15 protein-coding genes are annotated in these 14,353 nt (G+C 39.7%); 8 read left to right on the forward strand and 7 right to left on the reverse strand.

The genetic code is table 11. The features are described 5' to 3' along the window. Positions 1-163 precede the first annotated feature (163 nt). The 6 genes from EHQ64_RS08865 (at position 164) to EHQ64_RS08890 (ending at position 7,574) form a co-directional block, all read left to right on the forward strand. Complete coding sequence (locus EHQ64_RS08865; protein WP_135649131.1) at positions 164-535, forward strand: hypothetical protein; 372 nt, start codon at positions 164-166, stop codon at positions 533-535. Positions 536-622: 87 nt separating this feature from the next. After that, on the forward strand, positions 623-1,420 hold the full coding sequence (locus EHQ64_RS08870) for a hypothetical protein (protein ID WP_135649132.1): 798 nt from the start codon (positions 623-625) through the stop codon (positions 1,418-1,420). A 232-nt stretch (positions 1,421-1,652) separates the two neighbouring features. Further along, complete coding sequence (locus EHQ64_RS08875; RefSeq protein WP_135649133.1) at positions 1,653-3,320, forward strand: hypothetical protein; 1,668 nt, start codon at positions 1,653-1,655, stop codon at positions 3,318-3,320. Between the two features lie 77 nt (positions 3,321-3,397). After that, positions 3,398-5,863: a hypothetical protein gene (locus EHQ64_RS08880; protein WP_246048663.1), complete on the forward strand. Its 2,466-nt coding sequence runs from the start codon at positions 3,398-3,400 to the stop codon at positions 5,861-5,863. Positions 5,864-6,423: 560 nt separating this feature from the next. Continuing rightward, positions 6,424-6,939: a hypothetical protein gene (locus EHQ64_RS08885; protein WP_135649134.1), complete on the forward strand. Its 516-nt coding sequence runs from the start codon at positions 6,424-6,426 to the stop codon at positions 6,937-6,939. Between the two features lie 116 nt (positions 6,940-7,055). Then, positions 7,056-7,574, forward strand: a complete 519-nt coding sequence (locus EHQ64_RS08890) for a DUF1993 domain-containing protein (protein WP_135649135.1) — start codon at positions 7,056-7,058, stop codon at positions 7,572-7,574. An 11-nt stretch (positions 7,575-7,585) separates the two neighbouring features. Here the strand turns inward: EHQ64_RS08890 and EHQ64_RS08895 are convergent, their stop codons facing one another. From EHQ64_RS08895 to EHQ64_RS08910, 4 genes are read right to left on the reverse strand one after another with little or no spacing between them, the layout of a single operon-like run. Beyond that, on the reverse strand, positions 7,586-8,821 hold the full coding sequence (locus EHQ64_RS08895; protein WP_135649136.1) for an RNA polymerase sigma factor: 1,236 nt from the start codon (positions 8,819-8,821) through the stop codon (positions 7,586-7,588). A 41-nt stretch (positions 8,822-8,862) separates the two neighbouring features. After that, positions 8,863-9,201, reverse strand: a complete 339-nt coding sequence (locus tag EHQ64_RS08900; protein WP_135649137.1) for a YciI family protein — start codon at positions 9,199-9,201, stop codon at positions 8,863-8,865. 51 nt (positions 9,202-9,252) lie between these two features. Beyond that, positions 9,253-9,729, reverse strand: a complete 477-nt coding sequence (locus EHQ64_RS08905) for a carboxymuconolactone decarboxylase family protein (protein ID WP_135649138.1) — start codon at positions 9,727-9,729, stop codon at positions 9,253-9,255. 27 nt (positions 9,730-9,756) lie between these two features. Beyond that, positions 9,757-10,182: a DoxX family protein gene (locus EHQ64_RS08910; RefSeq protein ID WP_135649139.1), complete on the reverse strand. Its 426-nt coding sequence runs from the start codon at positions 10,180-10,182 to the stop codon at positions 9,757-9,759. Between the two features lie 371 nt (positions 10,183-10,553). Between EHQ64_RS08910 and EHQ64_RS08915 the strand changes: the two genes are divergently transcribed. Both EHQ64_RS08915 and EHQ64_RS08920 read left to right on the forward strand, forming a co-directional pair. After that, the gene (locus EHQ64_RS08915) at positions 10,554-10,901 is read left to right on the forward strand and encodes an ArsR/SmtB family transcription factor (protein ID WP_135649140.1); all 348 of its coding nucleotides are present in this window, start codon (positions 10,554-10,556) and stop codon (positions 10,899-10,901) included. Then, positions 10,888-11,376 (forward strand): SRPBCC family protein, encoded by a 489-nt coding sequence (locus EHQ64_RS08920; protein WP_135649141.1) that lies wholly within the window; start codon positions 10,888-10,890, stop codon positions 11,374-11,376. The genes EHQ64_RS08915 and EHQ64_RS08920 overlap by 14 nt, the downstream gene beginning before the upstream one ends. An 83-nt stretch (positions 11,377-11,459) precedes the next feature. Here the strand turns inward: EHQ64_RS08920 and EHQ64_RS08925 are convergent, their stop codons facing one another. The 3 genes from EHQ64_RS08925 to EHQ64_RS08935 all read right to left on the reverse strand — a co-directional run bounded on the left by EHQ64_RS08925 (position 11,460) and on the right by EHQ64_RS08935 (position 14,287). After that, positions 11,460-12,764 carry a M14 family metallopeptidase gene (locus EHQ64_RS08925; RefSeq protein WP_135649142.1) on the reverse strand — a complete coding sequence of 435 codons (1,305 nt, stop codon included), beginning with the start codon at positions 12,762-12,764 and terminating at the stop codon, positions 11,460-11,462. After that, positions 12,743-13,411 (reverse strand): cupin domain-containing protein, encoded by a 669-nt coding sequence (locus EHQ64_RS08930; protein ID WP_135649143.1) that lies wholly within the window; start codon positions 13,409-13,411, stop codon positions 12,743-12,745. The genes EHQ64_RS08925 and EHQ64_RS08930 overlap by 22 nt, the downstream gene beginning before the upstream one ends. A gap of 105 nt (positions 13,412-13,516) precedes the next feature. Then, entirely contained in the window at positions 13,517-14,287 is a 771-nt protein-coding gene (locus EHQ64_RS08935; RefSeq protein ID WP_135649144.1) for a helix-turn-helix domain-containing protein, read from the reverse strand. Positions 14,288-14,353 lie beyond the last annotated feature (66 nt).

Here is a 14,353-nt window from a genome sequence, read left to right on the forward strand (position 1 = left end):
CGGGAGATTCCTCAGGTGCTGGAATGGCCTAAGTTTATTTAATATAATTCGAGATCCTACAAAGATCGGCCTTTAAGAGAGTTAAAAAAGGAAGAAGAAATACTCCATAAAATTCCCTTTTCTTTTTGATCTATTGTCAAATCCTGGTATCTGATCTTTAGATATGTCCTGTTTGAAATATCTTATCTTCCCCTTGGTAGCATTTTTCCTAATCGCTCCAAATGATTACGAAGAAAGAGCATTTCAAAATTATCTACTCTACAAAAGGAATCATTCAGGAAGTTTTAGACTCCCTTCTCAAAAATCCAAACCAAGATTTTCTTCCAATACATTCTCTCAATTGGATCAAAACGAGGATTTTCATCAAAAAGATAAGAGTAAGAAAAATACCTCAAATTCTTTCGGATTAGATCGCCCGTTTTTTTCGTTTCTTTTCGTATTTATATTATTCTTCCTTCTTATTTCCGGGAAAAATTTTCTACAATTCGCAAGACCTCCCCCTGCTAAAACTCTTCCTCCACTCATAAACATCTGATTTCCCATTTTACATCGGGCGATCTCACACACACGCGGTAATCCGATCTAGTTCGGAAGCCATGTTTTTAATTTTAAGGATTAAAATTTGAAAGGGAAATTCCCTTCTATTAATAGAATATTCTTATATTCTAAATTATTTCTACTTCCATCCGGTTTAATGTACGCTCAGCAGGATATTTTCAATATTCCGGACCTAAAGATCACCGGAAAGGATAGGCAGTTCCTACAGGAACAACTCATATTTTATTCGAATAAAACGCAATTCGACACTACGTTTATGTACGGTTTGGGGGATAACGAAGAGATCGGGGTTTATGCGGGGAATTATTTCTTAAACAATCCGAACTCGGAAGTAAGAGCATATTCTATCCAAGATTCTTTACGCTCCAACCCGGAGGTAAATCCGAATTTACTTTTCATTTATCATAAAAAATTCGAACCTACCGAATCCATTTCTCTTAGTGTAGGGACTAAGTCCGGTTTAAGCACAGGGAATTCTCTGGCAGAATCAAATTTTGCCAGCTTTAATTTCGGAATGAGCTCCTATGAATTAAAAAGTTTGGGAGCTAAATTTTATCTGGGTGCATACGCGGGGAATTCTGCGTTCTTCGGTAGATACAGGCAGAAACTAGCTCCAAGTCCGGAACCGGGAATCCATCTCACAGGATTGATGTTCGGTCTAAGTGTGGAAATTATTCCGGATCGGATCGATTTTTTATGTGATAGTATCACTGGAGTAAATTCTCTCGGTGTTTCTGTCTGTGGTTTTTCCTATAATTTTAATCGGGATTATTCCATTTCTTTCGGCTACCAGATCCCGAATCCGGGAGGAAGTAATTTTAATCCCCACGCATTTCTCATCGAGATAAACGGATATTTTTAAAACGGACTAGATCCGAACTCACGCTCGTTCCGAATTTAGTAGTGTTTATTCCGAGACATTTTTTCGAAGACAGCTTCACTGTCCGAGTCTGCCCATTTGGCCTCTATATTTTCTTGATTTAGTTGATTCAATTTTTCTAAAGAATAAAAATACGCAAATTAATCCATACGGTTTGTTTGTTTTATTGAGAGTCGACAAAAAGAGTAACGGAAGTTAGACGACGGTGAAATACATGAAGCAGATCATCAAAAACGAGAAACAATTCGATTTTATTCTCAAAGTCGCCTTCGTAGTCACAGCCATCGCGCTCATCAGCATTCTGCTTTTAGGTTGTAATAACGCAAAGGCAGTCAATATAGATGCGAGCTCTTCCGCTTTAGGCGCACTTGCCTTCGATGGGAATATCGGGGTATTTGCGGGAAAGACAGGACCTTCTTCCATTCAAGTAAATATAACCGGGTATTCCAATCTTTCCGGAAAGGAAATGCAACTTACACTAACGAACACGGATACCTCCGAAACCCAACAATTGGCGATTTCGGAGAACGGGACTTTTGCATTCGAAGATGAACTGGATGCAGGAGCAAATTACACCGTGGATCTAGGCACTTATACAGGAGGACAGACCTGCACGTTAACCGGCTCTTCGGGAAAATCAGGCCAAACCGCTGCTTCAAAAATAGATTGTGAAAGGCATTTGGCGGTATTCGGGACCTGGTTTTCCAGCGGAACTCTTGTGATGAATTTATTTCATGTGAATCAGAAAACCCAAGCACTTGTAGGATCTCCTATATTTTTTAGTTCATTTGCAGGGCTGCCTTCAATCGATCTAATTTGGACCGGAAGCAAATATCTGGCCTTATGGACCGACACAGGAAAAACCATCCGTGGAAAATTTTTCAATATAGAATTCACCGCAATAGGTTCCGATTTTCCTGTGGCATCTGTAGTTTCTACGGCAAACTTTGCGTTAGTTAGTGCTTTGGCAGGTGTTTATAATCCGGATTCGGATGAATTTGCAGTCGTATTCTCTGAATTCGGTGATAGCGCTAGTTTTAATAATGCAGTTCGATACATTCGATTAAATTCGAACGGTGGAGTGATCGGCTCATTGACTCCGATAAAAGAAGTTTCCGTGGGAGTAGGAACCAAATTCGGGTATTTGGATATCGTTTGGGACGGCTCCAAATATATAACTGCATTCGAAGATCATGATAACGATACTGACGACGATCCGAATAATTATGTTAGTATCCATCGATTTACAGCCGGAGCTTCTTCAGTAGTAAACCGATTATTTTTAAATAAAGGAACTGGCTCAACGGGCACTACTTTTCCAGCGGGATCTGCTGGGACTTCTCATCCTAACTTCGTTCGTACTTCTTCGGATATTTTTCTTTTTTATAACCAAGCAAACTTGGATAGTTCTTCAGGATTTAGTCTTTCTTCTAGTTTGATGGAATGGAGAAATTTTTCAGGCCCCACAGTTCAACTAAAAAGAGAAACCGTTCCGGGATGTAATTCAAACATACTCGGAGGAACCCATACGTATGTTCCTTATGCAGGACATATAGGAAATCGAATATTATTAGGATATGATATACGATGCACTTCTAGCGGGTCTTTATTCTTTGATACGTATCATACTCCGATCAATTCTTCCACAGGAGCTGCGGGAACTACCGTAAACTATTCAGGAGCCACGATCGGATCGAATATTACTATGGGAAGTTCGGTCACTTGCAGAAGTTCCAGATGTTATACAAGCGCCGGAGCGTTAGGAGATGGAATTTACATTTTAGATCCGGGTTTTGACGGAAGCACACATACCTTCTTTAGTATCAAAAATTCCACTCCGGGAAACTCGGTAGATTTTCCAGTGCAAACTTACATTCAATAATTCGACACGCTGGATTTTTATACGCAATTTTTCTCCTAAATTGATCTTATATAAACATCAGGGTAAATCTCAATTTTATGAATGGGAACTATGAAGGATCTTCCTCTTGGAATTTTAGAATAACGAAATATTCTTTTTTCTTAAAATGGTTCTTCTTAGTTCCCATTTCTCTTTTACTTCTTTCCTGTTACAAGCCTCCTCAGGCTTCTACTCTTTTGGATTTTTTCGGATTAAAAACGGATATAGACGCTTTAAATACTCCGATCAAAGTTTTTGTCCAGGTCTCAGGTTTAAAATCCGGGACCTTAACTATTGGGAACCAACTCAGCGAGTCCCTAATCTTTAATTCTAACGGCACTCAACGGTTTCCCAGTTTAGTCAAACCGGGAAGCGATTATTCAGTTTCCGTAATGGGCCTAACTGGGGCTTCCCTACAACAAACTTGTAATATCAATAATCCGGAAGGTCCGGTCGTATTTCCATTCACTACGATCTATATTAGTTGCGGGACAGTTTTTTACGATCTTTCCGTTCAAGTAGTCGGATTAGATCCTTCGATCTCGGCAATCTCTCCTTTAACCGTTCAAAATGCAGGAGATAAACTAAATTTCAAATCGGATTCAACCAAAACATTCACGCATAAGGTAGGAGATTCAGCATCTTATTCTATTAGCTTGGTCTCCGTTCCAACAGGACATTCTTGTTTCTTCGTTCCGAACAATTCAGGATCGGGGAATATATCAGGAGGATCATTAACCGTACTATTAAATTGTACGTCGGTTTTGGAAATACAGCCCAAGTCTAAGTTACTTACCCCGGGAGGAAAAATTTCGATCAGGATCTCTTCTCATGCAGTAGACCCGGGATCCTGTTCTTTCAGTTCTATTACTCTGCCCGGAAAAGTGAATGCCGCACTTTTAACAAATCCTCCTACGATCAGCTATCCAGGTTCTCCGAATGATAATATCATCCAGATCACTGCAAATTCTCCCGATTTCTGGGGGCCTGCGGGAAATACATTTATTCGGTTGTTAGGATGTACCGCAAAAGGACTCGAGATCCAAAATGGAAATCCGATCCAATATGATTTTACTTCTACTGAGAATATCCGACTTGTAGATTCTTCCAGCGGGACAGATGTCCCTGGTTGTGGTCTTGGAACTGGAGCAAATGCATTCTGCGAAAGTATAGAAAGAGGGATTACGGAATGTAATTTATCCGGAACTATATGTTCCGTATTTGTTTCGGAAGGAAGTTATATCCCTAAAACTCCGATACTTCTCTCCGGAAATACTTCCTTATTTGGCGGATTTGCCGTTGGCTTTCCGGATCTAGATTCGGATCCGATAAATCATCCTACAAGAATACAAGATTCGTTTATCACGAGTTGTGGATCCAACTTTTTTGACTTCTGCAACGCGATCCTGATCTCCACTACAAGTTTAGATTCCACAAATAAAAACCTGACTGTGAGCGGATTTCAGATCCAATCTAACTTAGACGCTGATTATTCCGCAGGGATACAGATTACGGATTCCAGAACGAATCTGGGAAAAATATTCATTTCTCATAATATAGTAGCCGGAAACGAATCAAACGATACGGGAAGCGGAATTAGGGCCGGCCTCTTGATCAACCAGTCGGATAATATTGTAGTAACTGAAAATTGGCTACGCGGAGGTTCCGGTAGAAAATATTCGATCGGAACTATGATAGAAGGATCGGGTTCCGCTGCCCAACCGATCGTTCTTGCAAGAAATCTTTTGGACGGTTTAGTCAGCACGGATCCGAACGGATTTAGCGCAGGAGTCTGGATCGAGACAGGGAATTTCGACGCAGTTATTCTCACAGAAAACAAAATAAACGCGTATCAATATTTAAATCCTGGGTTTATTCCGGAAAACTCTTATGGGATCGCGTTCTCGGATGCAGTTGACTCTACTCTTATCATCAATAATGATATCTTTGTAGGAAATTCCCAAACAAGTTCCTTAGGAAAAGCAACAGGGATCTTTTTACAATCAGGAGTCGGGATCCATAGGATCTTAAATAACCAGATATTTTCGAATTCACAAATCGGGAATAGCGCAGGAATAAATTTTCTAACTCCACCTGATTCAAGCTCAATCATCAGAGGAAATAATTTCTATGTAAGTGTTCCTGTAGTAATCGGAATAGATCAGTATATATTCTGTTCAGGAGTTTTGAATCAGGACGATTGTGCCCATCCTATCGCAGGACAATTCGTAGGAGATTATACAAATAGTTACGGAGACAACCCTAAATTTGCAGGTACGAATCAGATCGATCAGATTTGGAATTATAATACTACGACAGGAACACCAAATTCCGCAAACTCACCTTGCACAGCATTATACGGTGGAATTGATCTGAATTCTATCGCACTCCCTATCACAGTGGCCCCATTTATAATCACTGATTTTTTACAAAATCCGAGAACGACGAATTCGACTCCATTTACTCCTTCTGGAGCAGGATCCATTTCCATCGGAGCCCTAGAAGCGGATGGGAATTGTCTTTGATCTGTCAGAAAATTTTCTAATAAAAACTAGAATGCGTTATTCTATCTTTGTAAAAACAAAATATTTCAAAAAAGTATAACGTTCGCTATATCAACTAACAATAGTTAGTTCCTTATTTTGTATCGCTTATTCCTCTCCTGACCGTTTCCGAGTCTTTAATGATTTCTTATGAGAATAACCTTTTCGAAGGTTGTTCTGAACGGAAAAGGGAAATATGTATACTCCAATTAACATTCTCCGTTCCGATCTTTTGCCCCTTAAGAGAATTCATCCAAGCCTCCCTTCGGCTCCCGATCTTTGGATTTTCTTACGGAATTGCCAGGTTCCTACGGGGGATTTTTTGACTTATACATATACAAACACCAATCGGCAAATATACGCTTACGCGTTTATGTCAGGCGGTTTTCTTTTTTAAAATATATAAACACTGTGTTAGGCGCCTCCTCAGGAGTTGCCTCGTAATTGGATTCGTTCAGACGAACTCTGAACTCGCTTTCAAATCCAGGGACATGAATGAAAGCAAATAGCGAAAACCAAAAGAAATTAAAGTAGGAAGAAAGATGAAACCATCTAATAACTTACAGATCATAATACTGAGCATTTTGATCTCGACTTCGGTTATAAACTGCAGTAGCGATAAAGGTTCAGACAATAGTGCTATAGTCGCGTTACTCGCGGCGAACCAGATCTCAAACCTCCCCCAACCCAATACGGATACAGTAAGTATGATCATAGGCACAGACTATTTCACTCTTACTGACAAACTGGATTGTAAGGAAGGAGTCGGAGGGATCGGATTTTTGACCGCTGACGCCGATCAGATGCCTACATTATTCATTCATAATGTAGACTTTTCCCTGAATTCAGGAGTCAGTGTAACTGGAGGAGCAGGCCCTTTTCATGTGGATATAGATACGGATCCTACGACCTATGCCCCTACCAATACTTGTCCTGCAAGTATTTTGGAAAATACCGTAACGATCTACGATCTACAGGTAGTGAATTGTGGAGTTTCCCCTTTTGGAGGCGGCGCTACGAATACGGTATCCTTTAGAGTTCGCTGCGTAAAAGACTAAAATGAAAGATCTAACGCTGGGATTTCCCGGCGTTAGAAATGAGTCGATTTTTCTATAATCAAATACAAGATATTTTAAGGCTTGCGGCTTTCTATTCTCCCCTTTCCATGGAATAGATGTCAGACATATCCATTTACGAACTAACAGTAACCCAATTCATCAAAAACCTAGAACATCTAAAAAAGTTTTTAGATAAGGCAGTACGTTTTAGCGAGTCCAAAAAGATCGATATAGAAGTCCTTTTAAATTCAAGACTTGCTCCGGATCAATATAACTTTATCCGCCAAGTGCAAAACGCTTGTGATACCGCGAAACTAAACGCTGCAAGACTGACAGGTAAACAACTTCCAAGTCACGAGGATAACGAAAAAACCCTGGCAGAAGTAATCACAAGAATAGACTCTGTTGTAGATATATTAAAAGGACTTTCTCCGGAAGACTACAAGGATGCTGCAGAAAAAAAGATCGCTTTGCCTCGTTGGGAAGGAAAACATCTGACCGGAAAAGAATACACTCTACATCATATCGTTCCGAATTTCTTTTTTCATATCGTAACAGCTTACGACATACTCAGACACAATGGAGTTGAATTAGGAAAAAGGGATTATCTGGGAGAATTTCCTTTTAGACAATAAGCCTATATATATCAGCTCTCGATAGAATCTATTTTTTTCAAAATCCCGGACTTTTCCGTCTGGGTTTTTGCTAAAGAATACGCCTTCTCTAAATGTAATTTGGACCTGCCCGGCTCCTTCTCTCTATAAAGTTCCGCTAAAAGTAGAAAATAGAAATGATTATTCTCTAATTTTAATTTCTCCGCTTCCAAAATTGCAATATCCGCTCCATTCGCCTTGTATAAAGCAAATGTACGGTTCAAGGCAACACTAGGAGAATAATTGATCATTAAAAGTTTATTATATAGATATAGTATATCCTCCCATTTCTCCTTACTATCTTCTTTAATACAATGCCAGTAAGCGATCTTCGCTTCCAAATGATAGGAACTGATCTCTGAACCTTCCGCAGAAAGACGTAAAAAATGCATTCCCTGTCCGATCAATTCCTTATTCCATAACTCTTCATTCTGGTCCTCATATAAGACCGCAAAACTCCCTTCGGTTTGCCTGGAATCGAATCGAGAAGAATGAAAACACATCAAGGCAAGAAGCGCATTCGTTTTCGGAAGATTTGTAAACCCATATTCCGATAAAAGGACTGCAAGACGCATCGCCTCCAAACAAAGATCCTTTCTTAAGATTTGATTTTCAGTTTTGGAATAGTATCCTTCATTAAATAATAAATAGATAATATGCAAAACGGTGTCCAATCTCCCCTCGATCTCATTTTCTAGAGGCATTTCCATTTTTATGTTTTCGGCCCGAAGTTTTTCCTTCGCTCTAAATAAACGTTTATTGATCGTTTCTTTATTGGATAAAAAAGCATCTGCGATCTCATCTATCCCAAAACCGCAAAGTATCCTAAGAGCAAGACCGATCTGAGCCTCACTCGCGATCACAGGATCGCATACCGCAAACAACATCCTAAGTTGGCTATCTTTGATATTATCCGAAGAAAAATCGAGTTCTACGATTTCCTTTCTTTCCTGCTCTGCGCTCAACTTAGGAATGATCTTAGTTTCTAAAATTTTATTCCTTCTAAAATGATGCAAAGTTTTACGTTTTGCTACCACGTACAACCAAGCACTCGGATTTTCTGGAACTCCATTCTTCTTCCAGTTTTCGGTGGCTAGTAAAAAAGTATCGCTTACTATATCTTCCGCGATCTCCATATTCCTGAGGCCGTAACCTTTACTGATCACGGCAACCATTTTGGAAAATTCCTGCTGGAAAAGTTTTTTGAAAGATTCCTGTGTTTGATCCATATAAAAAGCCCGCCTTACCTACAGTAAAACGGGCCGTCGATTTAAGAGATCACTTGTCGGATCTCCACACTTCCCCCTGCATCTATCGCAGGACAACCATGGGCCAAGGTAGTCGCGTCTTCCAAAGTATCGGATCTAACTATGATAAAACTTCCGAGCCTCTCTCTGATCTCTACAAACGGGCCGTCAGTGATCACTCCACCCTGCTTTAAAACTTTTCCGTCCAAAGCGAGACGAGGACCATTACTCGCAAGTTTTCCCTGAGCGGCGATGCCTCCCACCCAGTCCTGCCATTTTTTACCGATCGCCTGCATTTCTTCCGCAGGAGTGTTACTGTAATCATAACTAGGCTGGCGAAATAATAATAAGAATTCTTTCATGTTTATTTCCTTTTATTTAAATCGAATATTCAAAATTCTTGAATATCCATATTATCCTTTGGATTTTGCGGCGTACTGTCCGGGCTGATAAAAGCCTGGAGCTACCGGAAATGCAATATTCACACGATTATAACTGTTGATCGTAATAATCGCAAAGACCAGATCAATCAATTCTTGCTCGTCGAATTGTTTTCTCGCTTCCTCGTAAATATCATCGGACACATGATCTTTTGTGATCTGGGTCAATACCTCTGCGAGAGAAAGCGCCGCCTTCTCTCTTTCTGAATAAAAAGGTGCCTCTCTCCAAGCGTTTAAAAGATACAATCTTTGCTCGGATCCACCTTCATGACGAAAATCTTTGGAATGCATATCCAAACAATTCGCACAACCGTTGATCTGAGAGACCCTAAAATACAAAAGATGTAAAAGAGATTTTTCGATCGTAGTTTTTTCCAAGTAGATCGCGAGACTATACAAAGCTCTCATTCCAGCCTGGCCTTTTTCATGCACATTAATTCTATTTTCCATGATAATCCTCCTATAAAATCTATAAACTCAGATCCAACCGGTCTTCCACTGTCTGCGCGAAAGAAGTAAAAGACCAAGAATAATGGTCGGAGTGATTACATGACCGAAACCGCTCCCGGCAAATAGATGAGATAAAGAAGCACCGATCAAATTAAAACTGTAACCAGCATACGCCCATTCTTTTAAAGTTTCGAAACGATTCTGGAAGATCGCAAATCCTCCCAAAACTTTTGCCGCACCCAAGATCATACAAAGATAAACCGGATAACCAAGTTGAGTGATCCCATCTACATTCGGCCCCGCACCCGCAAGAAGCAAGATCCCAGCAAGCATCATGGTACTCACAAGCAAAGTTGTGACCGTCCAATAGATCCATTTGGAAACACGGATCCATTTCTCTTTCTTCTCTAATTCCGAACTTGTAAGCACGGAAGATTGTAGGTTCTTCGACATTTGATTCTCCATTGAGTCCCTCGACTCGTAAAAGAATGAGCATCGAGTTTTGAAAAATTGGACATGGTCGGAAGATTTTTTTTGGGCGCCCCCGCCTAAAGGCGGTCGGGCTCTCCGCTTCGGTCGCTTTGCGACGCCCGCATCGATCCCTGGCGCAGTGTTGGAGTTCTTACGAAATCCTCTGTGCACTCTGTGTGAACTAAATTACTCAAATGTTTCGCACAGAGAACACTGAGTTCACAGAGTCAGAAAGAATCAAAAAAGCTCTGAGCTAAAAATAGACCAAAGTCTAGTCACCTTTTCTTGCAAATTTCTACTTTTCCTAAACTTAGGTATTTACCTAAGTTTATTTCTATGATATAGTTAGGCAAATGCCTAAGCAAAGTCCAAGTTTAGACAACCTGTTTCACGCCCTAGGAGATCCTACAAGACGTTCGATTATGGAACGATTGAGTTTAGGACCGGCAACCGTAGGAGAATTGGCTGGGCCGTTCAAGATGGCATTGCCCTCTCTTATGCAACATCTAGGAGTCTTGGAGGATTGTTTTCTAGTTCATTCCGAAAAATCGGGGAGAGTTAGAACATATACGATCACACAAGAAACATTGGAACAGGGAGAGAAATGGTTCGCGAAACAAAAAAACGTATGGGAAACAAGACTAAATCAACTGGACGATTATTTGCTCGGCTTAAAGGAGAAACAAGATGAGCTCAATTAAATATTATACTCCGGACCCTAAAACGGATCTAGTATTAGAAAGGATCGTAGACGTACCAAGAGAGTTGGTTTGGCAAGCATGGACCACTCCCGCACATATTCTAAAATGGTTCACACCTGCTCCATGGAAAACGATCGATTGCGAAATAGATCTTCGTCCAGGAGGGATTTTCAGAACTACAATGTTATCTCCTGAAGGGCAAGAATTCCCGAACTCAGGATCCTTTTTAGAGATCGTTGAAAACGAAAGATTAGTATTCACAGATATTTTAGAACCAGGATTTAAACCAGCTGCAAGCGGAGGATTTTTTACCGCGATCCTCACTTTGGAAAAGCATGGAAATGGGACCAAGTATCATGTTCTTGCACGTCATAAAGACGAAGAGAACAAGAAAAAACATGAAGAGATGGGATTCATAGACGGTTGGAACGCTGCATTGAACCAACTCGTAGAACTCATGAAAGCAGTTCGATAAGTAAATCGTAAAAAGAAAGATCGACTAAGATCGGAGAATATAATTTTCGATTTTAGTTTATCCTTCTTATATATTCAATAGTTTTAATTTTTAAAAGTCAGCTCCTGAAATTTAGGAATTGCTGTCGAGATCGCCCTTTCAGTCTCAAACAAAACATTTTCTCTCCAGATCTCTGAAGAAGGAAAAAACAATTCTCTAAATTCTTTTGCGGAAACCGCTCGAACCTCTTCCGAAAAATATCCGTAATGAAAGCCTTGATTTTCTTCTCTTACCCTTCTCAAAGACTCTAAAGAACCGGATATAGATTGACTATTGATCGTCCCGAACTCAATTACCACCGCGTAGAATTTTTGATCTTTAGAAAGTCTTTTGTTCGTACAAGCAGTGAGATTCCCGTAAATCGCGTAGGCTTCTTTTTTATCTCCATGAAAATGGATCTCGTCCCCGGGAAATAGAGAACGATGTTTTTGTTTTTCCGATTCTTCCATTTTGTTTGCGATTAGATGCAATTTCCCTCTGGCTCCGATCCCTGTATGAAAATCGATGAGTAATACGGAAGAATATCCTTTTGCAACTTTATCTATCAGAGTTGAAATGAGAGTATGATTGATCTCTAAAGAATGTCCTCCGAAAAAGATCCCATCCGGATACTCATACTGGCCTTGAGCCACAGAAGAACTAAAACCAGAGGTCCCATGCTGGAGGATCTTAGAAAATACCTGAATCTTATAAAAAGTCTCTTTTCCAAAACTAGAAGAAACCTTTTCCTTCGGATTCAAAAAATCATATACCTTAGGATAGATCGGATTATTCCCCGCTAAAGATTTCGGGTTTGGATCGCAGTTCCGATTTAGATCCACATTATTCTCGCTTACCCTTCTGAAATGTTGGAAGCCATACGGATTCAAAGAATGTACGAATAAGAAACCTGTGTTTTCCAAAGAAAATTTAGGTAGGAGTTCCGACGCGATAAATCGGATCGCAGAAGTTCCTGCCGGAGCCTCCGTTCCATGGATCCCGCTCGTAAATATCACAAGACCCTTCTGAGATTTCTGTGCAGGAATATAGAGAGAATCTATACTCAGATCCTCTCCTAATTTGTTCGGGACAGAAATCGCCTCAGTTTGCACTCCACTATATTCTTTTTTGATCTTTTCAGAGATCATACGAAAAGAATTCCGACTCGATCCATAATCCTCCTTAAAATAGGAAAGTTTGGACTTTCCTAGATCAGGAAGATTTGAATCCGTTTCCGGATTTGAACAATCTACTAAGTATAATAGAAAAACGAAATATAGCATAAAACCCACTCTCATCCGAAACAAAACAGGGTTTGAAACTTTCGAGAAGGGTTTTAGGTTCATGATCACTCCGATTTTTTCTTCCATTTTAGCGCATATTCTTTCTTCCAACTCCTAAAACCGAATAGTCTCGCAGTAGGAGAGATCAGAAAAGAAAGGATCTTTTGGACTTCTACAGGAGGAGAAGCTAAATATGTATCCTCGTAATATCCAGTAACTAACATCGCCTGTAAGAAAAATGCAATATTATTTCTGGGAGTTTCTTTCTCCGTAAAAAATCCATGGATCTGTGTTAGAAAGAAAGCCCATTTTTCAGAAGGGTTCACTTTTACGATCGCATTCAATTCTTCTTCTCCATGATTGAATGGTTGATGAGGAGTTCCCTTCGGGACTGTAAAAGATTCTCCAGGACCCAATTCATATGTAACCCCTCCGGACATCACAGTTAATTTTCCTTTTTTCACTGTAAAGGTCTCATCATAATTAGGATGGATATGCGGTTTTGGGATCGCACCACCAGGTTGTAAAAATAACTCAGCTTCCGAATATTTCTTAGAATCCGTTTCTATAAAAATCACTTTTTCAGAAGCAAAAGGATTCAGGATCGTATCGGAAGGCTTAGGATATAATTCAGAAGGCGGTAGAGGCTCCGGAAATATATAATGATGAAGCAAAACTCCCGATAAAAGATATATCAAGAACCCGTAAGAAGTAAATTTCAAAAACCGTTTCATACTTTCTCCAAAATGAATTTAAGAAGAATTGGATCATTTCCGGATCAAAAACTCAATTACCAGGAGGTAATATTTCATTCTTTCATTTCGAATTTTTACAATAACTCAAAACGATCCTCTGGCAAAACGAGAAGGTAAAAGTTTAAAATTTTCTACAATGGATATCATTGTATTTTTAGTATTTTCGTCGGACGGGATCATATAATAACAACGGATGGATCCCAGATGGATATCGAAAGGATGCCCGATCACTGTTTCCAATACATCGAAAGAAAGTACACCTTGGTATTTTAAACGGATTTTCGGAAGTTCCTTTAGATCTTCTTTTTGGATTTCATTGGATCTTCTTGAAGATTGATCTATTACCAATTCTTCGAAGATCCTACAATTACTCATTCGATCCGCAAAGACCCCATAATCCAATAAGTAAGGCCCTAAACCATTCTCACTTAAGATAAGTTCGTTACGACTCATCCCTTCTACAACTGAAAACATTCCGTTCAATTCGGAGACAAGACAATTCATTCCTAAATTGGATACAATGATCTTTCCATTCGGATCCACTGCGCAGGCAGGATTCGGATCCTGATTTAAGATCATTTTTTTTAAGATTTCTTTGTCTACCCTCGGCTCTTTAGTTTCGGAAGGGATCTCGGAAGAAAAACCAGCAGCCACAAATAATACGTTTTGATAAGGAGAAGAGATCTCTAAGGCATCTGATAATTTACGAACGATCTCTTTCCCAGGTTTTGCCCTTCCAGATTCTAAAAAGCTAAGATGTTTTGTAGAAATCCCTGCATCCAAAGCCAGATCCAACTGGCTTTTCTTTTTACTATCCCTTAAAATCCTTAAAACCTGACCGAAGGAATTCGACATATGTTTCCCCATAAAGTTCTTCTTTCTTTTAGGATGGTTTTTAGTCGTATAGGATTGTAGTGTATT

The sequence above is a fragment of the Leptospira sarikeiensis genome, assembly GCF_004769615.1.
GTDB lineage: Bacteria > Spirochaetota > Leptospiria > Leptospirales > Leptospiraceae > Leptospira_B > Leptospira_B sarikeiensis.